The organism is Ensifer sp. D2-11 (assembly GCF_054161295.1).
Genome location: NZ_CP096433.1, coordinates 319,012 through 345,893, shown reverse-complemented (window position 1 = coordinate 345,893; position 26,882 = coordinate 319,012). Strand labels below are relative to the sequence as shown.

Annotated in this window: 24 protein-coding genes and 1 pseudogene; 15 read left to right on the top strand and 10 right to left on the bottom strand. The window is 63.6% G+C overall.

Translation table 11 applies throughout. From position 1 onward, the window contains the following. Nucleotides 1–43 precede the first annotated feature (43 nt). A pseudogene (locus tag M1D34_RS01585) lies at nucleotides 44–345 on the bottom strand (type II toxin-antitoxin system RelE/ParE family toxin). After that, nucleotides 342–617, bottom strand: coding sequence for a type II toxin-antitoxin system ParD family antitoxin (locus tag M1D34_RS01580; protein ID WP_153313658.1), 276 nt, complete (start codon nucleotides 615–617; stop codon nucleotides 342–344). The pseudogene M1D34_RS01585 and the gene M1D34_RS01580 overlap by 4 nt, the downstream one beginning before the upstream one ends. Nucleotides 618–904: 287 nt before the next feature. Here M1D34_RS01580 and M1D34_RS01575 point away from each other — a divergent pair, with 287 nt between their 5' ends. The 5 genes from M1D34_RS01575 to M1D34_RS01555 all read left to right on the top strand — a co-directional run bounded on the left by M1D34_RS01575 (nucleotide 905) and on the right by M1D34_RS01555 (nucleotide 4,929). Then, entirely contained in the window at nucleotides 905–1,054 is a 150-nt protein-coding gene (locus M1D34_RS01575; protein ID WP_003527468.1) for a hypothetical protein, read from the top strand. Continuing rightward, nucleotides 1,051–1,986 carry a site-specific tyrosine recombinase XerD gene (xerD, locus tag M1D34_RS01570; protein ID WP_498780354.1) on the top strand — a complete coding sequence of 312 codons (936 nt, stop codon included), beginning with the start codon at nucleotides 1,051–1,053 and terminating at the stop codon, nucleotides 1,984–1,986. Before M1D34_RS01575 ends, xerD begins: the two co-directional genes overlap by 4 nt. Before the next feature lie 63 nt (nucleotides 1,987–2,049). Continuing rightward, on the top strand, nucleotides 2,050–3,003 hold the full coding sequence (locus M1D34_RS01565) for an acetyl-CoA carboxylase carboxyltransferase subunit alpha (RefSeq protein WP_498780352.1): 954 nt from the start codon (nucleotides 2,050–2,052) through the stop codon (nucleotides 3,001–3,003). A 244-nt stretch (nucleotides 3,004–3,247) separates the two neighbouring features. Beyond that, nucleotides 3,248–4,690, top strand: coding sequence for a L,D-transpeptidase family protein (locus M1D34_RS01560; protein ID WP_498780350.1), 1,443 nt, complete (start codon nucleotides 3,248–3,250; stop codon nucleotides 4,688–4,690). Continuing rightward, nucleotides 4,690–4,929 carry a sulfurtransferase TusA family protein gene (locus M1D34_RS01555; protein ID WP_010970127.1) on the top strand — a complete coding sequence of 80 codons (240 nt, stop codon included), beginning with the start codon at nucleotides 4,690–4,692 and terminating at the stop codon, nucleotides 4,927–4,929. The genes M1D34_RS01560 and M1D34_RS01555 overlap by 1 nt, the downstream gene beginning before the upstream one ends. 34 nt (nucleotides 4,930–4,963) lie before the next feature. Here M1D34_RS01555 and vapC read toward each other — a convergent pair whose 3' ends face one another. The 4 genes from vapC to M1D34_RS01535 form a co-directional block, all read right to left on the bottom strand. Next, nucleotides 4,964–5,362: a type II toxin-antitoxin system toxin VapC gene (vapC, locus tag M1D34_RS01550; protein ID WP_013844828.1), complete on the bottom strand. Its 399-nt coding sequence runs from the start codon at nucleotides 5,360–5,362 to the stop codon at nucleotides 4,964–4,966. Next, nucleotides 5,362–5,595, bottom strand: a complete 234-nt coding sequence (gene vapB / locus M1D34_RS01545) for a type II toxin-antitoxin system antitoxin VapB (RefSeq protein ID WP_010970129.1) — start codon at nucleotides 5,593–5,595, stop codon at nucleotides 5,362–5,364. The genes vapC and vapB overlap by 1 nt, the downstream gene beginning before the upstream one ends. Nucleotides 5,596–5,703: 108 nt before the next feature. Then, complete coding sequence (locus tag M1D34_RS01540; RefSeq protein ID WP_498780346.1) at nucleotides 5,704–6,849, bottom strand: CobW family GTP-binding protein; 1,146 nt, start codon at nucleotides 6,847–6,849, stop codon at nucleotides 5,704–5,706. 13 nt (nucleotides 6,850–6,862) lie between these two features. Further along, nucleotides 6,863–7,945: a D-alanyl-D-alanine carboxypeptidase family protein gene (locus M1D34_RS01535; RefSeq protein WP_498781685.1), complete on the bottom strand. Its 1,083-nt coding sequence runs from the start codon at nucleotides 7,943–7,945 to the stop codon at nucleotides 6,863–6,865. Between the two features lie 251 nt (nucleotides 7,946–8,196). Between M1D34_RS01535 and M1D34_RS01530 the strand changes: the two genes are divergently transcribed. Both M1D34_RS01530 and M1D34_RS01525 read left to right on the top strand, forming a co-directional pair. Beyond that, a complete protein-coding gene (locus M1D34_RS01530; protein ID WP_107608339.1) occupies nucleotides 8,197–9,360 on the top strand; it encodes a M20 aminoacylase family protein in 1,164 nt (387 codons plus the stop codon). A 22-nt stretch (nucleotides 9,361–9,382) separates the two neighbouring features. Then, nucleotides 9,383–9,847 carry an Lrp/AsnC ligand binding domain-containing protein gene (locus M1D34_RS01525; protein ID WP_010970133.1) on the top strand — a complete coding sequence of 155 codons (465 nt, stop codon included), beginning with the start codon at nucleotides 9,383–9,385 and terminating at the stop codon, nucleotides 9,845–9,847. A 24-nt stretch (nucleotides 9,848–9,871) separates the two neighbouring features. Here M1D34_RS01525 and M1D34_RS01520 read toward each other — a convergent pair whose 3' ends face one another. Then, on the bottom strand, nucleotides 9,872–10,915 hold the full coding sequence (locus M1D34_RS01520) for an NAD(P)-dependent alcohol dehydrogenase (RefSeq protein WP_013844829.1): 1,044 nt from the start codon (nucleotides 10,913–10,915) through the stop codon (nucleotides 9,872–9,874). A gap of 221 nt (nucleotides 10,916–11,136) precedes the next feature. Here M1D34_RS01520 and M1D34_RS01515 point away from each other — a divergent pair, with 221 nt between their 5' ends. Next, nucleotides 11,137–12,078: an AraC family transcriptional regulator gene (locus M1D34_RS01515; RefSeq protein WP_028011316.1), complete on the top strand. Its 942-nt coding sequence runs from the start codon at nucleotides 11,137–11,139 to the stop codon at nucleotides 12,076–12,078. Nucleotides 12,079–12,446: 368 nt separating this feature from the next. On the opposite strand, the gene M1D34_RS01510 is transcribed toward M1D34_RS01515, so the two are convergent. Further along, nucleotides 12,447–12,989, bottom strand: coding sequence for an Lrp/AsnC family transcriptional regulator (locus M1D34_RS01510; RefSeq protein ID WP_003527502.1), 543 nt, complete (start codon nucleotides 12,987–12,989; stop codon nucleotides 12,447–12,449). Nucleotides 12,990–13,034: 45 nt separating this feature from the next. Between M1D34_RS01510 and M1D34_RS01505 the strand changes: the two genes are divergently transcribed. Together M1D34_RS01505 and M1D34_RS01500 are read left to right on the top strand one after the other, a co-directional pair. Beyond that, the gene (locus tag M1D34_RS01505) at nucleotides 13,035–16,088 is read left to right on the top strand and encodes an aminotransferase class III-fold pyridoxal phosphate-dependent enzyme (RefSeq protein WP_498780342.1); all 3,054 of its coding nucleotides are present in this window, start codon (nucleotides 13,035–13,037) and stop codon (nucleotides 16,086–16,088) included. Between the two features lie 99 nt (nucleotides 16,089–16,187). Beyond that, entirely contained in the window at nucleotides 16,188–17,198 is a 1,011-nt protein-coding gene (locus M1D34_RS01500) for an amino acid ABC transporter substrate-binding protein (protein ID WP_498780340.1), read from the top strand. Between the two features lie 87 nt (nucleotides 17,199–17,285). Here the strand turns inward: M1D34_RS01500 and M1D34_RS01495 are convergent, their stop codons facing one another. Next, entirely contained in the window at nucleotides 17,286–20,216 is a 2,931-nt protein-coding gene (locus tag M1D34_RS01495) for an aminotransferase (protein ID WP_498780338.1), read from the bottom strand. A gap of 30 nt (nucleotides 20,217–20,246) precedes the next feature. Then, entirely contained in the window at nucleotides 20,247–20,990 is a 744-nt protein-coding gene (gene hutC, locus M1D34_RS01490) for a histidine utilization transcriptional repressor HutC (protein WP_003527510.1), read from the bottom strand. Between the two features lie 128 nt (nucleotides 20,991–21,118). Between hutC and hutF the strand changes: the two genes are divergently transcribed. The 5 genes from hutF (at nucleotide 21,119) to M1D34_RS01465 (ending at nucleotide 26,872) form a co-directional block, all read left to right on the top strand. Then, the gene (hutF, locus tag M1D34_RS01485; RefSeq protein ID WP_498780336.1) at nucleotides 21,119–22,504 is read left to right on the top strand and encodes a formimidoylglutamate deiminase; all 1,386 of its coding nucleotides are present in this window, start codon (nucleotides 21,119–21,121) and stop codon (nucleotides 22,502–22,504) included. A gap of 37 nt (nucleotides 22,505–22,541) precedes the next feature. Then, a complete protein-coding gene (locus tag M1D34_RS01480; protein WP_498780334.1) occupies nucleotides 22,542–23,576 on the top strand; it encodes an ABC transporter substrate-binding protein in 1,035 nt (344 codons plus the stop codon). 135 nt (nucleotides 23,577–23,711) lie between these two features. Further along, nucleotides 23,712–24,569, top strand: coding sequence for an ABC transporter permease (locus M1D34_RS01475; protein WP_498780332.1), 858 nt, complete (start codon nucleotides 23,712–23,714; stop codon nucleotides 24,567–24,569). Next, nucleotides 24,562–25,380: a quaternary amine ABC transporter ATP-binding protein gene (locus M1D34_RS01470; RefSeq protein ID WP_498780330.1), complete on the top strand. Its 819-nt coding sequence runs from the start codon at nucleotides 24,562–24,564 to the stop codon at nucleotides 25,378–25,380. The genes M1D34_RS01475 and M1D34_RS01470 overlap by 8 nt, the downstream gene beginning before the upstream one ends. Next, complete coding sequence (locus M1D34_RS01465) at nucleotides 25,373–26,872, top strand: HAL/PAL/TAL family ammonia-lyase (RefSeq protein WP_153313668.1); 1,500 nt, start codon at nucleotides 25,373–25,375, stop codon at nucleotides 26,870–26,872. The genes M1D34_RS01470 and M1D34_RS01465 overlap by 8 nt, the downstream gene beginning before the upstream one ends. The last annotated feature ends 10 nt before the right edge of the window (nucleotides 26,873–26,882 follow it).

Sequence of the window (26,882 nt, the reverse complement as noted above, 5' to 3'; positions counted from 1 at the left end):
GGGGGGGAGCGTCAAGCCGTCGCCACTGCAGATCAGGACCTACCTACTCGCCAGACATGATTGCTTCGTAATCCTGCCCGCCTGAAAACACGCGCAGAATATCTACGCGATTGTCCGGCAGTTCGTAGGCGATCAGAACACGTCGCCAAAGCGGGAAGATAAACAGGTTCGGCCGCAAATCCGGTCTTCCACGGCCCATCAACGGCGTCTCGCAGAGATTGCGGCAGCTTGTTCGATCTCTGCGACGTAGCTGCGGGCGCGACGAGGATTATCGGCAGCGACAAACCAAAATGTCTCCTCTAGATCGACGAGCGCCGCCGGCGTAAAGACGAGTTCGCGGCTCACGACTTGGCAGTCTTCTCTGTCTGGGTCAGAAGACGGTCAAAATGAGCCGAAACCTCGGCGCTGCCATGGCGTGCCGGATCGTTGGCAGCGGCATCGAGGCTGGCGCGGATGGCATCAAGGCGATGCCCGCGTTCCTGTTCGCGCTCCTGCCACAGTCGCAATGCGTCACGGATGACTTCGCTGTTTGAGGCATAAGCCCCGTCCTCGACCCGGCGGCGCACCATGCGCGCCATGTCGACCGGCAGACTGATACTGAGCTTTTCCGTTTGCATGGCACATCCCTATACTACTACTTGATACTACCACTTTTCCCACCTATCCGATTCAATGATTTTCGGCGCCTTCGCTTGGACGTGCGGACCGGCGGCCTTTGCGCCTGATTAGACGCGCGGCGCTGCAAGGATCGGGGGCCGGCTTCTTGCACTCTTGGGCGGCGCCGTTCATATAGTTCACGCACCCGCTGCAGCGTTCATATTGGACGCGCTACAGCGTTTCGAACGGCTGCATGGTCCGCCCGCGAAAAGGTCCGGTTTTCCGGCGCCATGCAGAGGAGACTTGAATGCCCACCCTCTTCCGCTTCCTGTTCATCTGCGCCGTCGCGGCCGGCATGGTCTATGGCACGATGGTGGCGCTCGTCACTTTCGTCGTCCCGGTTGAGCGGGACGTGACGGTGCGCATTCCCTCCGAACGGGTCAACAAGCCGCAATGACGGATATGTCCGCAGCCTACGTCGAAGCCTTCCTGGAAATGATGAGCGCCGAGCGTGGAGCGGCGGCGAACACGCTGCAATCCTACGAGCGCGACCTCGAGGACGCGCGTTCCTTCCTGCGCTCGCGCGGCACCGGGCTCACCGACGCCTCGGCCGACGATCTCAGAAGCTATCTCTCCCATCTCGCAGGCCAGGGCTTCAAAGCGTCGTCGCAGGCGCGGCGGCTCTCGGCCCTCCGGCAATTTTACAAGTTCCTCTATGCGGAAGGGCTGCGCACGGACGACCCGACGGGCATCCTCGACGCGCCGAAGAAAGCCCGCACCCTTCCGAAGACCGTCAGCATCGAAGACGTCACCCGGCTGATCGGCCAGGCGGAAGCGGAGGCGAAATCCGGCAGCGACGACGCGATGGCGAAATTGCGCATGCACGCGCTGATCGAGCTCCTCTATGCGACAGGCATGCGCGTCAGCGAGCTCGTGTCGCTGCCGGCGAGCGTGCTTGCGCAGAACGGGCGTTTTCTCATCATTCGCGGCAAGGGTAACAAGGAAAGGCTCGTACCGCTGTCGCAGGCGGCGATCCGCGCCATGCGGGCCTATGGGGAAGCACTGCAGGAAGAGAGTGCGGACAGCCCCTGGCTGTTCCCCTCCAATGGCAAGTCCGGCCATCTGCCGCGGCAGGTCTTTGCCCGCGACCTCAAGAGCCTTGCGGCACGGGCAGGCATCCGGGTGGCGGCGATTTCACCGCACGTGCTGCGCCATGCCTTCGCCAGTCATCTGCTCGCCAACGGCGCCGACCTTCGTGCCGTGCAGGAACTGCTCGGCCATTCGGACATTTCCACGACACAAATCTATACGCATGTGCTGGAAGAACGGCTTCACGACCTCGTGCAAAACCATCACCCCCTTGCCAAACAGGCGAAAAAACAGGATTAGGTCCGCCTGACGGAATGGCTTGGCAGGGCGGCCCTTGTCGAAAAACGATCGGAAACGCGTCTGATGCACAATTATCTCGACTTCGAAAAACCCATCTCTGATCTCGAAGGCAAGATTCTCGAACTGAAGAAGCTCGCCAGCGAAGACGAGAGCGTTAACACATCAGACGAGATCGCCCGATTGGAAGGGCGCGTCCGCGATGCGATGGTCGAGATCTATTCCAAATTGTCCCCCTGGCAGAAGACCCAGGTCGCTCGCCACCCCTCGCGTCCGCATTTCCTGGACTATGCCTCGCGCCTCTTCACCGAGTTCACGCCGCTTGCCGGCGACCGGAATTTCGCCAATGACGACGCGATCCAGGCGGGGCTTGCCCGCTTTCACGGCACGCCCGTCGCCGTCATCGGCCAGGAGAAGGGCAACGACACCAAGTCGCGCATCAAGCACAATTTCGGCAGCCCCCGACCCGAGGGCTATCGCAAGGCGACGCGCATAATGGAGATGGCCGACCGTTTCGGCCTGCCGCTGATAACGCTGGTCGACACGGCAGGCGCCTATCCGGGCGTCAACGCCGAGGAGCGGGGCCAGGCCGAGGCGATCGCCCGCTCGACCGAAATGTGCCTCAACATCAAGGTGCCGATCGTCACCGTGGTGATCGGCGAAGGCGGTTCGGGCGGCGCGATCGCGATCGCGACCGGCAACCGCGTCTACATGCTGGAGCACGCGATCTACAGCGTGATCTCCCCGGAAGGTGCGGCCTCGATCCTCTGGCGCGACTCGACGCGCGCCAAGGAGGCCGCCAGCAACATGAAGATCACCGCCGAAGACCTGAAGTCGCTCGGCGTCATCGACGGAATAATCCCGGAGCCTGTCGGTGGAGCCCACCGTGACCCGGACGCGGTCATCAGCCGCACGGAAACCGTGATCGGCGACGCTCTCAAGGAGCTTTCCGCACGCAATGGCGACGAATTGCGGGCCGACCGGCGGCAGAAATATCTGAATATCGGCCGTAACCTCTGATTACGGCTCCGGCCCGAGCCGTTCCAATCCGAACCATTGCGATTATTCCCTGACGTCAGCAACCGGAAATCGGAGTGTGGCCAAATCTTGGCCATATTCATGAGGTCATGAGAGATGGCCATTCGCAGGGGGCGCCTGCACGGTTAAGATTTCGTGAAGAATAATGACGTACTGATTCGTTGACGCCTGTCCTTCGTGGAACCGGCGTGCACGGATAGAATGTGGCTAGAACGGGCTTTTGCCGATGCGTTTCAGGAACCTTGTCCTCACCGCCGCTGTCGCAGCCGCTCTTGCGGGCTGCACCAACGAGACGCTCGATTCGGTCAACCTGTCGTCCGTCAAGAACAAGACCGAGTACCAGCTTTCCAGCAAGATGGTCAGCAAGATGCGCGAGCTGGGGATGCAGAAGACGTCCCCGATCCTGTTGCGCATCTTCAAGGAAGAAGGGACGCTCGAAGTCTGGAAGGCGAACACGGCGAACCGGTTCCAGCTTCTGAAGAGCTACAAGATCTGCGCCTGGTCGGGCAAGCTCGGGCCCAAGGTGAAGGAGGGAGACCGGCAGGCGCCGGAGGGATTCTATCCGCTCTATCCGCACCAGATGAACCCGAATTCGAGCTACTACCTGGCGATCAATACGGGCTATCCGAACACCTACGACAAGGCCAACGGCCGCACCGGCACGCATCTGATGATCCACGGTGCCTGCTCTTCGGCCGGCTGCTATTCGATGACGAACGAGCAGATCATCGAGATTTTCGCGCTCGCCCGCGACGCGTTCAAGGGCGGCCAGGAAAGCGTGCAGCTTCAGGCCTTTCCCTTCCGCATGACGGCGGAAAACATGGCGCGCCACCGCGACAATCCGAACATCGACTTCTGGAAGATGCTGAAGGCCGGCTACGACCAGTTCGAAGTGACCAAGCGCCCGCCGGCAGTGAATGTCTGCGAGAGGAAATACGTCTTCAATCAGCAGGCCGAGGGGCAGTTCAATGCGGCCGGCCAGTGCCCTGCCATGACGACGCCGCCGGCGCTGCAGATGGCGATGGCCAGCTACGACAAGGACTATCGGCGCGACTACGAGAAGGCATTGAAGAAATTCGACGGCATGGTCTGGTATGAGCCGACCGAGGCCGAACGCAAGGCGGTCGTCGCCGACCAGCGCAAGGGCCGCGAGCTTGCCTATGCGCCGACCGGCACCTCGCTCGATGCGGGCAAGCTGCTCAAGGTAAGCGATCTCGAGAAGAAGCTTGCCGAACAGAAAGAGGCCGAGGAAGCCAAGCAGGCAACCTTGATCCAGAAGGAAGCGCTGGAAAAGGCGGCCCGCGAAGGCAAGGGCCTGCCGGTGCCGCAGGCCAACCCGCTCGAGCGCCCCGTGGAGCAGGCAGCGGTGCAAGCCGAGCCCGCGAGGAAGTCGCTCTGGGGTCTGTTCTCTCGCAGCGAGCCCGCGGCCGCGCCGGCCGCACCCGCCGCCGAGGCTCCCGCGCAGCAGGGCGCAGGTCAGCCGGCCGCTCAACAGCCCGCACCGGGCCAGCCGCAAGCCGCCGCCAGCGGGCAACAGGCAGCACCGCCGGCGCAGGACAATGCTCAGGTTGCCGCCGCTCCCGCCGGGAATGCGCAAGCGCCGGCACCCGAACAGCAACCCGCCGAGCAGCCGAAGAAGCGCCCGTTCTGGAAACTCTGGGGCAATTGATGCCCGAGGAAGCGAGGCTACGCTACGATCTGAGGGGGCTGAAATGCCCCCTTCCCGTTTTGAAGACGCGCAAGCGAATGGAAAACCTGACGCCCGGCGCACTCATCGAGATCGAAACGACGGACCCGCTGGCCGTGATAGACATCCCGCATTTCTGCAACGAGGACGGGCATCGGCTGGAACAGGCTGAGCCGATCGCAGGCGGACATCGTTTCCTTATCCGCAAGCGGTGTAGCTAACCAAATTTAAAGCACTCCCGCGCCTTCGGATCGGTCACAGCCAGTTCTCGACCCTTACACCCGGCATGCGGACGAACTCGCGTATATTGTTGGTCACGACAATCAGCCCTTCGCTGCGCGCATGCGCGCCGATCTGCATGTCGTGGGGGCCGCATGGCGTTCCCGTCCGCTCCAGTTCAGCCCGAACCTGCCCGTAGTGGGCCGCTGCCTTGTCTGCGAACGGCAGCACCTCCAGCCGTGCCACGAAATGTTCGATAGCCGTAAGGTTCTCAACGCGCCGGGCCGATTTTTCAGCGCCATAGTGTAATTCTCCCAGCGTGATGCTCGATATGCAAAGCTGCTCCGCCAGTCCGTTGAACTTTTCGCGCACGGCCGGCGGATAGGTCTTCATCACATAGATGCAGATATTGGTATCGAGCATATAGGTGAGCATCAGAAGGATTCGCGTGTTTCCGCCACCGGCTGATCACGCTCGCTCATGAAATCCTCGCTGACGCGCGGCCCGCTGAGGAACAGATCGTCCCATCTTTTGCCCTGGGGGACGATCACGCGGCTGCGGCCGATCTTGAGGATATCGACCTGATGCACGCCCTCGGGAAAGGCGACGGCCTTTGGCAGCCGGACCGCCTGGCTACGGTTACTGATGAATACGGTCGAACTGGCCAAGGTCCATTCCTTTTTGCCATATACGAGTGGGATATACGTAGCGCTGAGGGACCTGAAAATCAAGCCCCCGGCGAGCAGGGGGTGATGAAGAAAGCCCGGCCGGAGGCCTCAGAACTTCATCCCCGGCACCGCCAGGGGGTTGTCCGCGAGGGCCTGCGCGTCCGGTCGATCGACGCGCGGCTTGCCGGTGAATGCGTCGAAGAGGTCGCGCACGAATGCTTCGTCCAGGCCTTTGGTGATCAGCACCATTCGCGTCCGGCGATCGGCCGGATCCGGCCAGGCGGCAAGCCGCTCCGGCGCGTGAAAGACCGTCTGCACGCCGTGCAGCACCACCGGCCGCTCCGGATTGTCGGCGACGGAAACGATAGCCTTCATGCGCAGGAGCTTTTCCCCATGGGCCGAGCGCAGGAGGTCGATGAACATCTCCAGCGCCATCGGTTCGATCGGCCGATCATGCACGATGCTGAATGAGCGAATGTCCGAACCATGACGATTGACGTCGTGATGATGGTGATGGTGCCCATGGCCGTGACCATCTTCGTGGTGGTGGTCATGAACGTGGCCGTGGCCGTCCGCATGGGCCTCGTCCTGGAGCCAGCGGCCGACATCGGCGACCTTGGTCGTGGCGTCGTAAAGACCGCAGGCGAAGAGATCGGCCCGGCCCGCCTCTTCCGTGTCGCCGTCGATGATCGGCGCGCGCGGGTTGAGATCCCTGAGCCGCGCCTCGAGCCTGCCGACACCATCATCTTTGGCGAGCCCGCTCTTGCTGATCACCAGCCGGTCGGCCACCGCGACCTGCTTCATGGCTTCCACATGATTGGCGATCGTCTGCTCGCCATTGACCGCATCGACGACGGTGACGACTCCGTCCAGCCGGAAATTCTGGGCAATCACGGGATTGCCGAGGACGGATTGCAGCACCGGTGCCGGATCGGCAAGACCGGTGGTTTCGATGACGACGCGCTTCAGCGGCTTGATGCGGCCGGTCTGCATCCGGTCCATGAGATCGGCCAGCGTATCGACGAGTTCGCCGCGCACGGTGCAGCACAGGCAGCCGTCGGAAAGCTCGATGACGCCGTCACTCGACGCCTCGACCAGGAGGTGGTCGATGGAGACATCGCCGAATTCGTTGATGATGACGGCCGTGTCGGCAAGCACCGGATCCTTGAGCACCCGGTTCAGAAGGGTCGTCTTGCCCGCGCCGAGAAAGCCGGTGAGGATCGAGACCGGCACCACCGGCATTGGACCGTTCATGAAAAGACTCCGTTCAGAAGCTCGGGCGCGGGACCGGAATCGGCACATTGGCGATCTCGACCGCGTCACCCTGTGCCGTGGCATCGCTGCCGGCTTTGGCCGTCTTGTCGTCGCTGCCGGGTATGAGGCCGGCAAAGGCAAGTTTCAGCGGGCGGTCGATCTCGTGGATATAGGGTGAAAGCAGCTTCTGCCGGCCGGCCTCGTCACGCCCCTCGCTGCGTACCTTCGCCGCCTGCTTCGAGCAGATTTCCTTGCTGATGTCGGCAACCACCCCGTGGGTTTCGCCATAAGGGACGATCTCCGCAAGCGAGGGCTTGCCCGTGCTCACCGTGGTGAAAGCCATCTGCAGGAGCCTGGCCGACTCGTCGGCACGCGCTGCAAGGCTGTCTTCACCGAGCACGACCGATACCACCCTGCGGCCGCCGCGGCTCGCCGAGGAGACCTGGTTGAAGCCCGAGGCGCAAATGAACCCCGTCTTCATGCCGTCCGCGCCATCGAAGCGGCCGATCAGCATGTTGTAATTGGGATAGTCCTTCTTGCCGGTGGTGAAGCCTTCCAGCGCGAAATAGGAAGCATATTGCGGGAATTCGCGCTTCAGCGTGACCGCGAGCACCGCAAGGTCCCGGGCGGTCGTATATTGCCCCTGACCGGGCAGGCCGTTGGGATTGATGAAATGCGACGAGGTCATGCCGATGCGGCGCGCCTCGGCGTTCATCTTCTCGATGAAGGCCTGTTCGGATCCGCCGACCGTCTCGGCGATCGCGACGGCGACGTCGTTCGCCGACTTGATCAGCATCATCTTCAACGCGCTGTCGAGCGTCATCTTCTGGCCGGGCTTGTAGAACATCTTGCTCGGCGGCTCCGAAGCGGCGTTCTTCGTCATGACCACCGGGCTTTGCAGCGTCAGCTGTCCCGCCTGAATGGCCCGGAACGTGGTATAGGCCGTCATGAGCTTGGTCAGCGACGCCGGATACCATTTCTGGAAGATGTCCTGATGCTCGTAGACCTTGAGCGTATCGACGTCGATCACCAGCCGCGGATTGGCCGATGCAGGCAGCGCCGCAGCCAAGAAGACGGCGCAAGCCCCCGCGAGCATGCCCATCCTGCCCAACCTGTCGCCCAACGGGAATCGTGCTATTGCCACAATCCAAACCTCGAAATTCCGGAGTTGCCTCGTATCGTCCCGCTATTTAGCCTATATGGCAAGGAGATGGCAAAGCCCATTCATCTGGCTGCCGCGCCAATCCACCGCCCGGACACTCCGCCGGCGAGACTCCAGCCGGATGCAGAAGCGTCGGGCCTCACGTGCCGAACCAAAGTGAACGAACAGATCGACAGGAACGAACAATGCCGATTCTAAACCGTGCCGCCGAGCTCAAGAACGAAGTGACCGAATGGCGGCGCCATCTGCACCAGAACCCGGAGCTCCTGTTCGCGGTCGAAAATACGGCAGCCTTCGTCGAAAGAAAACTGAGGGAATTCGGCGTTGACGAAATCGTGACCGGCCTCGGCCGGACCGGGGTCGTCGGCCTCATCCGCGGCAATCGCGGCCCGGGCCGCACCGTCGGCCTCAGGGCCGACATGGACGCCCTGCCGATCACCGAAGCAAGCGGCAGGGCCTGGTCCTCGACGGCCCCCGGCAAGATGCATGCCTGCGGCCATGACGGCCATACGGCCATGCTGCTCGGCGCGGCGAAGTACCTCGCCGAAACGCGTAACTTCGCCGGCAATGTCGCGGTGATCTTCCAGCCGGCAGAGGAAGGCGGCGGCGGCGGCAACGAGATGGTGAAGGACGGCATGATGGAGCGCTTCGCAATCGAAGAGGTCTACGGCATGCACAACATGCCGGGGATGCCGGTCGGCCATTTCGGCAGCCGCGCCGGCCCGATCATGGCCTCAACCGACGAGTTCAACATCACCGTCAAGGGCCGCGGCGGCCACGCCGCTCAGCCGCACAAGACGATCGACCCGATCGCCATCGGCGCCCAGATCGTCAACGCGCTGCAGACGATCGCCTCGCGCACCATCGATCCGCTTGCCTCCATCGTCGTCTCCGTCACCAAGTTCAATGCCGGCTTCGCGCACAACGTCATCCCCGAACAGGCCGTACTCGCCGGCACCGTGCGCGCGCTGACGCCGGAAGTGCGCGACACCGGCGAAGCCCGTATCCGCCAGATCGCCGAGAACATCGCAGGCGCCTACGGGGCCACCGTCGACGTCTGGTACGGCCGCAACTATCCCGTGACGGTAAACCACGCCGCCGAGGCCGGTCACGCGCTTGCCGTCGCCGCCACGATCGCCGGCGAAGGCAACGTCAACGCAGCGCTCGACCCGATGATGGGCGGCGAGGATTTCTCCTACATGCTGCTGGCCCGGCCGGGCGCCTTCGTCTTCATCGGCAATGGCGATACGGCGGGACTGCATCACCCGGCTTACGACTTCAACGACGAAGCCATTCCGCACGGAATTTCCTATTGGGTGAAGCTCGCCGAAACACGGCTTGCCGCCTGAAGCACCGAAAGCGGAGGCGGCCATGCACCAGATCGACAAGACGGACCGGAGAATCCTCAATATCCTGCAGGCGGACGGGCGGATTACCAATCTGGAGCTGGCGGACCGGATCGGGCTTTCCCCGACGGCGACCAGCGAACGCCTGAGGCGGCTTCTGAAGGAAGGTTACGTCTCCGGCTTCGGTGCGCGTCTCGACCCCCACAAACTCGGCTTCGGGCTGTTGGTGTTCATCGAAGTGATGCTCGACAAGACGACGCCGGAGGTCTTCGACCAGTTCGCGGCCGCCATAAAGCAGGCGCCCGCAGTGCTCGAATGCCACATGGTAGCCGGCGGCTTCGACTATCTCGTCAAGACCCGCTTCGAGGACATGGCCGCCTACCGCAATTTCCTCGGTCAGGTCCTCTGGACACTCCCGGGCGTCAAGGAGACCCGGACCTATGCGGTCATGGAAGAGATCAAGAACGACGGGCCGCTGCCGCTGCTTTGAGTAGCGGCAGCGGCCCGCCCAAGCTCAAGCCTTGATCGATTCCATGTCGATCACGAAGCGATAGCGCACGTCGCTTCTCACCACCCGCTCATAGGCCTCGTTGATCTGCTCCATGCGGATCGTCTCGATCTCCGAAACGATTCCGTGCTCGCCGCAGAAATCGAGCATTTCCTGCGTCTCCTTGATCGAACCGATCATGGAGCCGGAAATGCTGCGCCGTGCCGGCACCAGCGAGAAGGCATGGACCGGCACCGGATTCTCCGGAATGCCGACGAGCACCAGATCGCCATCGACCTTCAGGAGGTTGAGATAAGCGTTCCAGTCGATCTCGGCCGCGACCGTGCAGATGATCAGGTCGAAGCTGCCGGCGAGCTTCGTGAATGTCTCCGGATCCTTCGTCGCGTAGTAGTGGTCCGCCCCGAGCTTAAGCCCGTCCTCCTTCTTCGAAAGCGTCTGGCTGAGCACCGTGACCTCCGCGCCCATCGCATGGGCGAGCTTCACGCCCATATGGCCGAGACCGCCCAAGCCGACGATCGCCACCTTCTTGCCGGGGCCGGCCTTCCAGTGACGCAGCGGCGAGTAGAGCGTGATGCCGGCGCAAAGCAGCGGTGCGGCAGCATCGAGCGGAAGGTTCTCCGGAATGGAGAGCACATAGCCTTCCTTGACGACGATATGGTCGGAATAGCCGCCTTGGGTCGGGGTTCCGTCGGCCTCGACGCCGTTGTAGGTCACCACGAGGCCGGGCAGATACTGCTCCAGGTCGAGATCACGCTTGGCGCAGGTCGTGCAGGAGTCGACGAAGCAGCCGACGCCCACCCGGTCGCCGATCTTGAACCTGGTGACCTGGGAGCCGACCGCCCTGACGATGCCGACGATCTCGTGGCCCGGTACCATGGGGAAGGTCGAATTGCCCCATTCGTCGCGCGCCTGGTGGATGTCGGAATGGCAGACGCCGCAATATTTGATGTCGATCACCACGTCGTCGTCGCGCGGTTCGCGACGCTCGAAGGTGAAGGGTGCGAGCGGCTTCGACGCGTCCGTCGCCGCATATCCTCTTGCAATGGCCATGGGTCTGTCCTTCATGTCTGGGAGTGGCGCGCCCATTGGTCTATGGACCGCAGGCGGCAGGGCGGACTATGCTGTCTCACAAGGCCATTGCGTTAGTGCGATCCTGCAAAACTTTTGCACGATTCTGCGAGAATCGTGGAAGCCAGGTGGCGGCATAGCGCCGACAACCTATCTGCCCCCTGTCTCCGCACGGATCTAAGGTATTGGAAAGTCCACCGAATATGACAGAATCACAGCGCATGCCGCGTCAGGAAATGATCGACATCATTGCCCGGATCGCCGGAGAGGACGGCGATCATCCGACGATTATTCCAGGGCTGAGCGTTCATCGGCATTCCGTTTCCGCGAAGCCGAATTGCGCCGCCTACAAGCCGAGCCTGGCGATCATCGTCCAGGGAGCCAAACGTGTCGTGCTCGGTGAGGAAACCCTCGTCTACGGCGCCTCGGACTACCTTTTGACCTCCATCGACCTGCCGGTTCTTTCTCAGATATCGCTCGCCTCGCCCGAGGAGCCCTATCTCAGCATGGTCTTCCAGATCGATACGACGAGGCTTCCGGCGCTCCTCGACGCCATCGGCCCGGAGGCTGCGAAAGCTCCGGCTTCGCCGCGCGGCATGACGGTCAGCAAGCTCACTCCCGATCTTGAGGACACGGCGCTTCGGCTGCTGCGGCTCCTCGACCGCCCGGACGACATTGCGGTGCTGCTGCCGCTGGTCGAGCAGGAACTGCTTTATCGGCTGCTGCTCGGACCGCACGGCGCCAGGCTCCGCCAGATGGCGACCACGGAGAGCCAGCCGCACCAGATCGGCCGCGCGGTGTCCTGGCTGAAGGAGCATTATTCCCGCCCCTTGCGCATCGACGACCTCGCAAGCCGCGTAAGCATGAGCGTTTCCTCGCTTCATCACCATTTCAAGGCAATCACGGCGATGAGCCCGCTGCAGTACCAGAAGCAGCTGCGCCTGCAGGAGGCACGGCGGCTGATGCTCGAGGAGCGCCTCGATGCCGGCGATGCCGGCCACAAGGTCGGCTATGAGAGCCAGTCCCAGTTCAGCCGCGAATATGCCCGCCATTTCGGCGAGCCGCCGAGGCGCGACGTCGGCCGCGTCCGCCGCAGCCTCATCGGCCGTTCGAGCGGCGAGGCTGAAATGCTGAGCGAGGGTTAAGGCCTGTTGAGTTTCGGTACCCGCCGCGGCCTGTTTGATTTCCTCATCTCTGTGCTCGTCACAGGGATCCAGCCAGACCAAGTCCTTGGGCGGAAAGAACTCCTCCCGCGCCGCAGACGCGGCGCTGCTCTCATCTCTGTGACGAGCACAGAGATGAGAGTGAGGAGAGATTGCAGTCCTCCGATAGGTGTCCTACAGCGCCGCGAGTCTTATCTGACGCGCAAAGGTCGCTGTAGCACTTTGATCTGCTGCATGTTTTTGTCCTTTGATCGGCTACGATCAAAGGAAACATGCAGCAGGCCGCGCAGTCGGTACTAAGCGGGATGAGGAAAATGCGCGCGGTTTTCCGCCTGGAAGAGCGTAGACGCTCAGCTTCGTTCGATATCACGGCGCAGGACGATCGACGTCGTCAGATCCTCGACATTGTCGAGCTGCGCCACTTCGTTGCGCAGTTCGTTCAGCGCATTGATCGACGCGACCTTCACTTCCACCACGAGATCGAGCTGGCCGCTGACTGAGAAAACGCGCCTGACGGAGGAAAACCCGGCCAGCCGGTCGAGCACGCCGAGCGAGGGCGTCCGCTTCAGCGTCACCAGCAGGAAAGCCTCGATCTGCCCCTCCTCCAACTGGCCGATGTCGGCGCGATAGCCGCGAATGACGCCGGCCTTTTCCAACCGCGCGACGCGCTCGGCCGTCGCACTGCGAGACAACCCGATACGCCCGGCAAGCGACTTCATGGGAATACGCGCCTCGCGGCTCAATATGCTGAGGATCGTTCGGTCTGTCGCGTCGATTTCCTGCCTCCTGCGGCCGGCCAGAGGGACTGCCGGGCGGCTGTCGAGCGGCGCCGGCAAGATGACGGTTATTATAAACAAAGTGCCGGTGCAACCGGCGAAATGCCGGATGCACATACTGGGCGGGCGTGCAACTCTCGTGGACCGAGAGCGGGGGTCTCCATGAACGACATGCTGAAAACGACGCCGGATTTCACGACCGAGGAAGCGCAGGCCCTCCTTAAGCAGCACTTCGGCCTGAACGGGTCACTTCAGCCGCTGGACAGCGAGCGGGACCAGAACTTCAAGGTCAATACCGGCGAGGGCCGCTGCTACATTCTGAAGATCGTCAACGGCGCCGAGCCGGAAATCGAAAGCGACTTCCAGACAGCGCTGCTGAAGCACGCCGGCGAAAATGCAGGGGACCTGCCGGTCCCGCATCTGCAGCCGACACTGTCCGGTGCGAACCTCGCGGCGACCACGAGGCGCGGGATGGTCCATCGATTGCGGCTGGTCACCTGGGTTCCGGGAACTCCGCTCGCGCAGTCCGATCGCAGCGACGGAGCGCTTCACTCCCTCGGCCGGATGCTCGGCCGCTTCGATGCCTCGCTCAAGGGCTTCATGCATCCGGGCGCACTGCGCGACCTCGACTGGGACATACGCAATGCCGGACGTTCTGCCGGACGGCTCGCACATGTGGCCGATCTCCAGGATCGTGCTCTTCTCCAGCGCTTTCTCGACCGCTTCGACGAGCGGGTCGCCCCGCGGCTCCCGATGCTGCGCTCCGCCGTCATCCATAATGACGCAAACGACTGGAACGTCCTCATCGACGAGGACGACCGAGACCGCATTTCCGGTATCATCGACTTCGGCGACGCCCTCTACGCACCCGTCATTGCCGAAGTCGCGATCGCCGCCGCCTATGCCGGCCTCGACCACCCCGATCCGATCGGCGCTGCGGCTGCGATCGCCGATGGGTACCATGCCGAATACGCCCTTCTCGAAGAGGAAGTCGGTCTCCTCTTCGACCTGATTGCCATGCGGCTGGTCACCTCGGTGACGATCTCCGCATCACGCCGGGCGCATACCGCCGACAATCCCTATCTCGCGATCAGCGAAAGACCTGCCTGGGCGCTGCTGCGCAAGCTCGATGCGATGAACCCGCGTTTCGCCACCGCGATCCTGAGAAAGGCCTGCGGTTTCGAGACAGTCGCCGGAGCGCACGCCGTCGCCTCCTGGATCGGCGAAAATCGCAAAAGCCTCCTGCCGCTTCTCGATCGTCCAGCCGCGACCTATCCCGCCGCTCTCGTCCCCTATGGCGATCCGACGCATCCGATGACCGTCAGTTCGGCGGACGGACGGCCGCATGACGCGCAATCGGTATGGGAAGAGCATTGCCGCACGACCGGCGTCGAGCTCGGCATCGGCCCCTGGGGTGAAGCCCGCACCGTCTATTCGGGCGAGATGTTCGTCTCCCGCCTGATCGAAGAGACCCGCCGCACGCGCCATCTCGGCCTCGACCTCTTCAAGACCGCCGGCACCAAGGTCCATACGCCGCTTGCAGCCACCGTCGCGAGCGTCGAGATCGAGAAGGATCCGCTCGGATACGGTTGCCTTATCGCGCTGCGCCATGAACCCGACGGTTGCCCGCCTTTCCTGACACTCTGGGGGCATCTTGCCCATGAGGCCGTCGGTCGGCTGAAGGCCGGCGACAGGCTGGAGGCCGGCGCGCTTGTCGGTGAAATGGGCGCACCGGAAGAAAACGGCGGCTGGGCGCCGCATCTGCATCTGCAGATCTCCACCGACACAAGTCTCGCAGCGACGGACATCCTCGGCGTCGGCGAGGAGCGCTATCTCGACGTCTGGGCGGAGCTCTTCCCCGACGCGAGCACATTTGCCGGCATTGCGCGGGAATTCTACGACCGGAGCGGCCGCCCCCACGAGGAGATCATCAGGCGGCGGAAAGATCTGCTGCTGCCGAACCTGTCGATCTCCTATGAGAAACCGATCAAGTTCGTGCGCGGCGAAGGCGTCTGGCTGATCGACGATCGCGGCCGCGCCTATCTCGACTGCTTCAACAATGTCTGCCACATCGGTCACGCCCATCCGGCCGTGGTGGAGGCATTGGCCCGGCAAGCAGGGACGCTCAACACCAACACGCGCTACCTGCACGACAACATCGTCGCCTATGCCGAGCGGCTGACGGCCACGATGCCGAAGGAACTCGCCGTCGCCGCCTTCGCCAACAGCGGCTCCGAAGCCAACAGTCTCGCCCTGCGCCTGATGCGCGCCCATACGGGCCGCGAAAACGCCGTCGTTTTGGACTGGGCCTATCACGGCACGACGCAGGAGCTGATCGATCTCAGCGCATACAAATTTCGCCGCAAGGGCGGAAAGGGCCAGAAGCCGCATGTTCACGTGGCGGCCGTTCCGGACAGTTACCACGCGCCGGCCGCCTGGCCGCCGGAGCAACACGGCAAGCGCTTCGCCGAAAACGTGGCCGAGCTGATCGCGGCGATGCGCGCCCAAGGCGAAGCGCCGGGTTTCTTCCTCGCCGAATCCATTCCGAGCGTCGCAGGCCAGGTGTTTCTGCCGGACGGCTACCTCAAGGACGTCTACCGCATGGTTCGGGAGGCCGGCGGCGTCTGCATCGCCGACGAGGTGCAGGTCGGCTTCGGCCGGGTCGGCAGCCATTGGTGGGCCTTCGAGACGCAAGGCGTCGTCCCTGATATCGTCACCATGGGCAAGCCGATCGGCGACGGTCATCCGCTTGCCGCGGTCGTCACCACGCGAGAGATCGCGGCGTCGTTCGACAATGGCATGGAGTATTTCAACACCTTCGGCGGCAACCCGGTATCCTGCGCCGTCGGTCTCGCCGTGCTCGACGTCATCGAAGGCGAGGACCTGCGCCGCAATGCGCTCGATATCGGCAATCATCTTCTCACCGCCTTCCGGACCATGCAGGAGCGCTACGAGGTCATCGGCGACGTCCGCGGCCTCGGCCTTTTCCTCGGCATCGAGCTCGTCAGCGACCGCAGGACCAGGGCGCCGGCGACGGAGATCGCCCGGGCCGTCGCGAACGGAGCCCGCCAGCGCGGCGTGCTGATGGGCACGGAGGGCCCACATGACAACGTGCTGAAGATGCGACCGCCGATGATCTTTTCGAAGCGGGATGCGGATCATCTGATTGCCGTGCTCGAGGAAACATTCGGGGCCGTGCTGGCGCAAGCGGGATAAGCACGAGGTAGAAGCACCACCGAAAAACCAGACAACTCCGGGACGCACGCGTTCCGGAACCCGATAGTTGCGTCTCAAAAAACGGAGGAGAACGGGACGATGAAAACCGGAATTTTGGCATTATTTGCGACGGCGTTTCTTGCCGGCACCACGGCGCAGGCCGCAACCCTCGACGTCGTCAAGCAACGCGGCGAGCTGCGTTGCGGCGTGAGCCAGGGCGTGCTCGGCTTCTCTGCCCCGGACGACAAGGGCGAGTGGTCCGGCTTCGACATCGATTTCTGCCGTGCGGTCGCGGCCGCCACGCTCGGAAGCCCGGACAAGGTGAAATATGTGCCGCTTTCGACCAAGGAGCGCTTCACCGCGCTGCAGTCCGGCGAGGTCGACCTGCTTTCGCGCCAGACCACCTGGACGCTTTCGCGCGACACGGATCTGGGCATGAGCTTCGTCGGCGTGAACTATTATGACGGCCAGGCCTTCATGGTGCGCGGCGATATCGGCGTGAAGAGCGTCAAGGAGCTCTCGGGCGCCTCCGTCTGCACGGAGACCGGCACCACGACCGAACAGAACATGGCGGACTATTTCAGCGCCAACAAGATCGAGTATCAGGTGATCGCCTTCGAAAAGGCGGACCAGACGATCCAGGCCTTCAATTCCGGGCGCTGCGACGTCTATTCCACCGATGCCTCCGCGCTCTATTCGCAGCGGCTGACGCTCAACGACCCTGACCGCTTCGTCGTCCTGCCGGAGGTCATTTCCAAGGAGCCGCTCGGCCCTGCCGTCCGCCAGGGCGACGATCAATGGTTCAAGGTCGTTCGCTGGACGCTCTTCGCGATGATAGAGGCAGAGGAGCTGGGCATCACCCGGGAAAATGCCGCTTCGCTCCTCGAAAGCGGAACCGCCGCACAAAAGCGCTTCCTCGGCATCGACAACGAAGCCGGCAAGGCGCTCGGGCTCGATCCGAAATGGGCCTACCAGACGGTGGCCGCGGTCGGCAATTATGGCGAGATCTTCGAGCGCCACCTGGGCAAGGAGAGCGCGCTCAGGATCGATCGCGGTCTCAACAAGCTCTGGAACAACGGCGGCCTGGTCTACGCGCCGCCGGTCCGCTGACCTACTGCATGTTTCCTTCGATCGCAGCCGATTGAGGGCCAAAAACATGCAGCACGCGCCGCCGGGAATCCCGGCGGCGCCTTTTTCCTACCATCCCTCTTCGAGCACCCGGCCCAGCATATCGGCGAAGAAATCGGCGCTCTCCCGGGCGAGGCAAAGCGGCGGCTTGATCTTCAGGACGTTCAGATGGTCTCCGGTCGGCTGCATGACGATGCCGAGATCGAGAAGGCGGTCGCAGATCGCCGCGGTTTCCTCGGTGGCCGGTTCGAGCGTTTCGCGGTCGCGGACGAATTCGACGCCCAGGTAAAGCCCCATGCCGTGAACGGCGCCGACGAGCGGAAACCGGTCCTCGAGCGCCTCGAGCCGGCTCTTGAGATGGGTGCCGACCGCGCGGGCATTTTCCTGCAGGGCGTCGTCGTGAAGAATGTCGAGGACAGTCAAGCCGACGACGGAACTCACGGGGCTGCCGCCGGCGGAAGAGAAGAAATAGCCTTCCTTCTCCAGCGCATCGGCAATCTCGCGCCGGGTGATGACCGCGCCCAGCGGATGGCCGTTGCCCATGCCCTTGGCGACGGTGATGATATCGGGCACGACGCCCTGTTGCTCGAAACCCCAGAAATGATGGCCGAGCCGCCCGTAGCCGACCTGCACCTCATCGGCGATGCAGACGCCGCTCCTCTCCCGGACCATGGCGTAGACCGCTTCCAGATAGCCGGAAGGCAACGGAATGCCGCCGGCATTGCCGTAGACCGGTTCCGAGATGAAGCCGGCGAGCTTCCCGCCCTTCTCGTCCAATTCCGCGAGCTTTCGAGACACGGCATCGACATAGCCCACCGTCGAATCCTCCCCGCGGAACGGGCCGCGATAGGTGTTCGGCGAGACGACGGGATGGACCCAGTCGGGGCGCGTCGTCAGCGCCTGCGGATTGTCGGCGATCGAGGTGGAAACGGCGTCGCTCGCGACCGTCCAGCCATGATAGGCCTCGAGCAGCGAGATAATGTTGCGCGCTCCGGAATGGGCCCAGGCGAGCCGGATGGCGAGATCGTTCGCCTCGGATCCGCTGTTGACGAGAAAGACAGTGTCGAGCCCTTCCGGCGCAAGCGCCGCAAGGCGCTCCGAAAACTCCGTCACGGCAGCATAGTGGAACCGCGAATTGGTGTTGAGCAGCGACCATTGCCGCCCGACCGCAGCCGACAGGCGCGGATGCCCGTGGCCGACGAGGGTGACGTTGTTGACCATATCGAGGTAAGCGCGGCCCTCGACGTCGAAGAGATGCTCCTTCCAGCCGCGCTCGATCTGCGGCGGCGTGCGGTAATAGTTCTTCTGCGGCCGGGCATAGTGCCGGCGGCGGCGCTCGAGGAGCCCGGCCGCGTCCGGCAAGGCCGCATCGCAATCGAAGCCCAGGATGGGCGAGGGCGACGGGCAAAGCCGGCGCCATGCCCCCGCCTGATGCGATGCAGCGAAGGCGGGCGGGTCCAACTCCGGCGTAGTGCAAAGCTGAACGCGCATGAACCCCAGGGCCGACGGATCGCCGGGGACCACGCCGATCCGTGCGCCCGCCTCGAACGCCTCTTCGGCGAGGTCGGCTGCCTCGACGCCGTAAAGATGGAGATGGAGACCTTCGCCCGATAAGATCAGCTTGCCGCCGCGCTGGTGGAGCCGGCCGGCAAAAGGCGCGTGCAAGGCAGTCTGCCCATGCAGGCATAAATCCACGTGCAGGGCGAATGTCCGGGGGGCGCTCGCCTGCAGGAGCCTGGTTTCCGTCAGCCGGTATTCGCCATAGCGCGTGGCCGCGGCACCGGCAGCACGCGCCGCCGATTGCAGGAGCAGGGCTTCGGTGTCTTCGTAATGCCAGCGGTCGGCAGGAAGGTGCGGGCCGAGCGCGGAGAGATCGACGATGCCGATTTCCGAAGGGTCGAGCTCGGGCAGCAGCCGGCGGCCCATCCCGGGCGGAGAAAGCTGCGGCGACCGCTCCACAGCCTCTCCGATCGCATGTTCCATGAGCTCGAGAGGCACGGAAACGGCAACGTCGAAGATTTCCCGCTCATGCGCGGCATTGCCTTCGACATAGGCATTTTCCGGATCGACCTCGAGCTGCTGCGCCGTGCTTGCCACGAGAACGCAGGCACGCGCAACGATCAGCGGCCAGAGCGCCTTCAATTCGGCATCCGTCAAAGGGCAGACGGCATGGAACGCCTTCACCGCCGGCAGGATATGGAAGGGATCTCCCCCCGCATGATGCAGCAGCGATGCGCAGGTAACGGCAAGATCGGCGACCACCCACCCTTTCAGCACGTCGCCGAAATCGATGACGCCGTCCGGGATGAGGCGCCCGCTCCTGTCCGCGCGGCTCACGACATTGTCGTCGGTGACGTCCTGATGGATCGCCTGCAGGCGCAGCTCCGGCATCAGCGGCTGAACCCTGCGCATGGCGCCGACCATCGCCTCGGCAATGCGCTTGCGCAGATCGACGTCGCTCATGGCCGAAAGCAGGTGAAGCGCCACCGGCCCTGCCCTTCTGAGGTCCCATTGCAGCTCCCGCTCGAGCCCCGGATGATCGAAATCCCTGAGTGCGACCGCCAACCGGCCTGCAACATCGCCGAGTGCCGCCACGGTTTCCACGGCCAGGTGCCTGCGGCGCGTCAGAGGCGTGCCGTCCAGATAGGTGAGCAAGCGGAACTGATAGGTTTCCTCGCGAACGGCTGCGGTAACGATTTCCTCGCCGCTCAGGGCGGACACCACTTCGGGCACTTTGGGAGCATCGGGCCTGGTAGCGACATGCCGCAACGCGGCATTCTGGGCTTCGATCTCAACCCGCGCATATTCGGCTCTCGCGATCTTCAGGACAAAAGGCCCCTCGCTTGTGTCGACGCGGTAGTTGCGGTCCTGCTGGCTGCCGAGTTCGGTGAGATCGCCGGAAAGGCCGTAATGTTGGGCCAGGATTGCCTGCGCCTCTTCGATCGACACGTCCGGCCTCGCAAGCTGCGTGCGGCGCTTCAGCAATTCGTCTTCCATCATTTCCTTCCCGTCTCTGCGATGGTGTCGTTCTTACTGCGAAACACCTTCCAGACGATAGCGCGTGCCCGGATAGGTGAGCCACGCGACCGTTACATTTGCAGCTTCCGACCAGGTCCGTCGACGGATCATCAGGCACGGTTCGCCGCGGCCGATCGAAAGAAGCTTGCATTCCCACGGCTTCGGCAGAACGGCTTCGACGATCTGCTCCGTCCGCGTGATCGGCGCCACCAACGTCAGATAGACGTTCGGGGTCATGCTGGTAAAATCCTGTTCCAGGTAATTGGGGCAGATTGCGGGATTGACGAAACGATCCTCGATCTGGATCGGAACGTCGTCCTCCGCGTGGACGATGATCGAGTGAAAGACCCGCGCTTTCGCCGCAAGCCCGAGCGCCTCCGCGACCTCGGTGCTTGCCTGCTCCTCCTCAAGCAGCGTGATCCGCGAGGTATGCCTGTGGCCGCGCTCGCGAATCTCGTCGGCGATATTGCGCACCTCGAGAAGGGCCGTACTGCCCTTGTGGGCAGCCACGAAGGACCCTACTCCCTGGACCCGCGTGATCGCACCCTCGCTCGCCAGTTCGCGAAGTGCGCGATTGGCGGTCATCCGGCTGACGCCGAGATCGGCGACGATATCGTTTTCGGACGGTACGCGATGGTGCGGCGGCCATTCGCCGCTTTCGATGCGGCTGCGGATGAACTGCTTGACCGCCTCATAGCGCGGTACCGGCCCGTCGTCGAAAACCGCCCTGTCGCTCTTGCGCCCCAATACCGCCATGCGATGCTCCGTTGCGGCCGGGCGCCGCCGGCCCGGCAAATCAGCGATTGTTTTCCTTTATTTCCAACTTGCGCGCCACAACAAAATATCTATAGTTCCATATACAACCACGTACAGGAACGGCTCTCATGACAGCTTCGTCCGCCCATCGACTGTTTGCCGAACAGGCGCTGCTGCCGACCGGTTGGTCCGAGAACGTCGCGATCTCCGTCGACGCGGCGGGACGCATTCTCGCGGTGGAAGCAGGGCAATCGAAGGCGCCGGGCGCCGAGCATCTATCCGGACCCATTGTGCCGGCGATGGCCAACCTGCATTCCCACGCCTTCCAGCGTGCGATGGCCGGCCTTGCGGAAGTGGCCGGAACAGGCGACGACAGCTTCTGGACCTGGCGGGAGGAGATGTATCGCACCGTCGGTCTGGTCGACCCGGACGATCTCGAGGCGATCGCCGCCAAGCTCTATGTGGAAATGCTGAAGGGCGGCTTCGGCCGTGTCGTCGAATTCCACTACCTTCATCATCAGCTCGACGGCACGCCTTACGCGGACCCGGCGGAAATGTCGCTGCGGATACTAAGGGCCGCGCAGACGACCGGCATCGGCCTCACCCATCTGCCGGTCTTCTACGCCCATGCCAATTTCGGCGGCGCTGTGCCGAGCGCGGGGCAGCGCCCCTTCCTTCATGATCCGGACCGCTTCCTCGCGCTGCTCGAGCGGCTCTCGCCCGCTTGCAATGCGACAGGCGCGAGGCTTGGCTATGCCATCCATTCGCTGCGGGCGGCGACGCCGGAAGAAATGCGCGCGATCCTGCAATCGTCGCCCCTCACCGGCCCCATCCACATCCATGTCGCCGAGCAACCCCGCGAAGTGGAAGATTGCCTGGCCTGGAGCGGCCGGCGCCCGGTCGAATGGCTCCTCGACAACATGCCGGTGGACGAGCGCTGGTGCGCGATCCACGCGACGCACATGACGCCCGACGAGACGAGACGGCTCGCCCATTCGGGAGCGGTCGCCGGCCTTTGCCCCGCGACCGAGGCCAATCTCGGCGACGGAATTTTTCCCGCGGTCGACTTTGTTGCCGCAGGCGGCCGCTTCGGGGTCGGGACCGACAGCCATGTCGCGACGAGCGTCGCGGAAGAGCTTCGGCTCCTCGAATACGGCCAGCGCCTGCGCGACCGCAGGCGCAACCGGCTCGCCGCGCCCGGCGCCTCCGTCGGCAGGTCAATCTTCGATGCGGCGCTTGCGGGCGGCGCCCAAGCGGCCGGACAAGCGGCCGGAATGGAAGAGCCGGGCATCCGCGCCGGCGCCATGGCCGACCTCGTCGTTCTCGACGGCTCCAATCCCTATATCGCCGCGGCAAGCGGCAACCAGATTCTCGACCGCTGGCTCTTCGCACTCGGCGGGGATACGGTTCGCGACGTCATGATCGCGGGCGAATGGAAGATCCGCAATGGACGGCATGACCGGGAGGAAGATATCGACCGCGCCTTCGCGCGCGTTCTGAACAAGCTCAAATAGCAATCGAAGAATCGCAATTTAAAAAAGGGGAATGCGCATGTCGATCAGCACAATGAGACTCACCTTCGCTGCCGCCGGCCTGATGCTGGCGGCTTCCGCCAGCGGCGCCAATGCTTCCTATTGCGGCGACGGCAAGACCGTGACCTTCGCCGGCATCGACTGGGAAAGCGGCGCCTTCATCACCGAGGTCATGAAAACGATCCTTTCCAAGGGATACGACTGCCAGGTCGACTCGATCCCCGGCAATTCCGTGACTCTCGAACAGGCAACCGCCAACAACGACGTGCAGATTTTCGCCGAGGAATGGCTCGGCCGTTCGGACGTCTGGAACAAGGCGGTGGAAGAAAAGAAGGTGGTTGCCGTCGGCAAGACCTTCGTAGGCGCCAGCGAAGGCTGGTTCGTGCCGGACTACGTCGTCCACGGCGATCCCGCTCGCAATATCGAAGCCAAGGCGCCGGACCTGAAAAGCGTATCACAGCTTACCGATCCGAAGATCGCCGAGATTTTCGCCGATCCGGAAGAGCCATCCAAAGGCCGCTTCCTCAACTGCCCCTCCGGCTGGACCTGCGAGGGCGTGAGCACCGCCAAGCTCGAGGCCTACAAGCTCGGTGAGACCTATGTGAACTTCCGCCCCGGAACGGGGACAGCGCTCGACGCGGCGATTACCTCTGCCTATCTTCAGGGCGAGCCGATCCTCTTCTATTACTGGTCGCCGACCGCGATCATGGGGAAATTCAAGCTGATCCAGCTCGAAGAGCCGGCCTATAACGAAGCCTGCTGGAAAGAACTGAGCACCGCCAACGGCAAACGTGACGAAGGCTGCGCCTTTCCCTCCGTCGACGTGGCCTATGGCGTGAACAGCACCTTCGCTTCCGAAGCTCCGGAAATCGTCGAGATCCTGGAAAAGGCAACATTCCCGCTCGATGAGGTCAACGCCAGCCTCGCCTATATGGCCGACAACAAGGTCGACGCCACGGCGGCTGCCGCCGAATTCCTGAAAACCAAAGGCGACATCTGGAGCAAGTGGGTCTCGGACGAGGCGCGCGGCAAGATCGAAGCCGGTCTCAAGTAACGGTGGCCCTTTCCGGCCGGCAATCGCAGCGCCCCGCCACCAGGCGGGGCGCTGCGATCGTAGGCGAAAGGCTGCTTCCCCGGGCCAGGAGGGTCTTGGCTTCCCGCCTCCCACCTGAACAAGGAACGATATCCGATGTTTCCGGACTCTCTCAATCTCTCGATCCGCGCGCCGGTGAACGACTTCATCCAGGCCCTCGTCACCAATTATGGCTGGGTCTTCAAGGCGATCAGCGGCGTCATCCTGAAGGCCGTTCTGTTCATCGAATGGATCCTGCGCGGCCTGCGCTGGTGGCTCGTCATTCTCGCCTTCATGGCGCTTGCCTGGCGGAGTTCGCGGCGCTGGTCGCTGACGCTGGCCGTAGGCGCGTTGCTGGTTACCGTCGGCGTCCTCGGACTCTGGGATCTGACGATGCAGACGCTCGCCCTGATGCTGATGGCGACCATCGTCTCGGTGGTGATCGGCGTGCCCATGGGGATTCTCGTCGCGAAGAGCCGCGTCGTCCGCAACATCACTCTGCCGGTGCTCGATGTCATGCAGACCATGCCGAGCTTCGTCTATCTCATCCCGGCGCTGATGCTCTTCGGGCTCGGCAAGGTCCCGGCAATCCTCGCGACCATTATCTACGCCGTCCCGCCGCTGATCCGGCTCACCGATCTCGGCATCCGCCAGGTTGATGCGGAAGTCGTCGAAGCTGCGACGGCGTTCGGCGGCAGCCCGGGACAGATTCTCTTCGGCGTCGAACTGCCCCTTGCGACGCCGACGATCATGGCCGGCCTCAATCAGACGATCATGATGGCGCTGTCGATGGTCGTCGTCGCCTCGATGATCGGCGCACGCGGCCTCGGCGAACAGGTGCTGAACGGCATTCAGACGCTCGACGTCGGCAAGGGCCTCGAGGCCGGCATCGGCATCGTCATTCTGGCGGTCGTGCTCGACCGTATCACGCAAGGCTTCGGCAAGCCCCGGACGGAGGACGCCCGCAATGGCTGATATAGAGATCCGGAACGTCTACAAGATCTTCGGGCATGACGCGAAGAAGGCGCTCGCCATGGTCGAGGACGGGCTCGATAAAGCCGACATCCTGTCCAGGTCCGGCTGCACCGTGGGCCTCAACGATGTCAGCCTCAAGATCGGCGCCGGAAAGATCTTCGTGATCATGGGGCTTTCCGGATCGGGCAAGTCGACGCTGGTGCGCCACATCAACCGGCTGATCGAACCGACGAGCGGCGAGGTCCTCTTCGACGGCGACAATATCCTCGACCTCGGTGCGAAGGCGCTGCGCGCCTTCCGCATGCGGCGCGTCAGCATGGTCTTCCAGAGCTTTGCCCTGATGCCGCATCGGACCGTGCTCCAGAATGTCGTCTACGGCCAGCGCGTGCGCGGCGTGTCGAAGGACGATGCCCGCGACATCGGCATGAAATGGATCGATACTGTGGGCCTCTCGGGCTACGACGCGAAATTTCCTCATCAGCTCTCGGGCGGCATGAAGCAGCGCGTCGGCCTTGCACGAGCGCTCGCTGCCGACACGGATGTGATCCTGATGGACGAGGCGTTCAGTGCCCTTGACCCACTGATCCGCGGCGACATGCAGGACCAGTTGCTGCAACTCCAGCGGAATCTTGCGAAGACCATCGTCTTCATCACCCATGATCTCGACGAGGCCCTGCGCATCGGGTCGGAGATCGCGATCCTGAGGGACGGTCAGGTCGGCACACCGAACGATATTCTCGACAACCCTGCCAACGACTATGTTGCCCGATTCGTCCAGCGCCGGCACGAAAGGCCGCAGACCCATGGGTGAGATGATTTCGCTCGATGGACCGCTTACCTGGCGCGAGATCGCTTCGATCGCCGAGGGCGCCTCTCTGGACCTGTCCGGACCGGCGCGCCGGCGGATCGCCCAGGCCCGCCGGATCGTCGACGCATTGGTGGAGCGCGGCATCCGCGGTTACGGCATCAACACCGGCGTTGGCGCGCTATGCGATGTCATCATCAGCCGTGAGAACCAGCAGGCGCTCTCGCGCAACATCATCCTGAGCCACGCTTGCGGCGTCGGAGATCCGCTCGGTCGAGTGGAAGCCCGGGCCGTCATGGCAGCACAGATAGCCAACTTCGCCCACGGCTATTCCGGCGTGCGGGTCGAGACGGCCGAAATGCTCCTGGCGCTGCTCAATGCCGACATCATCCCTCTCATTCCGTCGCGGGGCTCGGTCGGATATCTAACCCACGCCGCCGCGATCGGCCTCGTGCTGATCGGTCAGGGCTCGGCCATGCAGGGGACGGAAAGACTGAGCGGCGCCGATGCCCTCGCCCGTCTGGGGCTTGCGCCCTTGCGGCTCGAAGCGAAAGAAGGCCTGAGCCTCGTCAACGGGACCCCATGCGCCACCGGTCTGGCGGCGCTGGCGCTCGCACGCACGGAAAGGCTCTTCGCCTGGGCGGATGCAGCCGCGGCGATGACTTACGAAAACCTCGGCAGCCAAGCCAATGCCTTTGCCGAGTTGCCCTTGGCACTGCGGCAATCCCCTGGCCTGAGCGCGGTCGGCGAGGGTCTGCGCGACTGGCTGGCGGATAGCCCGATGCTCGCAGGTACGGCCGGGACCCGCACCCAGGATCCGCTCAGTCTCAGGGCCGTACCGCAGGTGCATGGCGCCGTCCGCGACGCTTTCGGCCAGGTGGCCGAAATCGTCGACCGCGAACTCGCAAGCGTTACCGACAACCCGGCCGTTGCCGGTTCGCCGGAGGCACCCGAGGTGCATTCGCAAGCCCATGCCGTCGGTGCCGCGCTTGGCCTTGCAATGGACAGCCTCGCCGTCGCAGTGGCGGAAGTCGCAGCAATTTCCGAGCGCCGCATCGACCGGCTGGTGAACCCTCTGGTGAGCGGTCTTCCTGCCTTCCTCGCCGGCGATAGCGGCGTTTCCTCGGGTTACATGATCGCGCAGTACACGGCTGCCGCGCTCGTAGCGGAAAACCGGCGGCTCGCGGCACCCGCCAGTCTCGACGGCGGCATCACCTCCGCGCTTCAGGAAGACATGCTCACCCATGCGACACCGGCCGCCTGGAAAGCGCTCTCGATCGTCGACAATCTCGAGCGGATACTGGCGATCGAACTGCTTGCGGCCGCACAGGCCTATGAGCTGCAGCCGCAAGCGCAGGGCAAGGCGCAACGCACCGCTGCCCTTTACGGGCACATACGCTCGGCGATCCCCGCCTATCGCGACGATCGCCCGATGAACGAAGACTTTGACCGGATGCGGCGGCTGATGCGAGCCGCGCCGGCACACGGGCAGCTGTAACCCGCTCTGA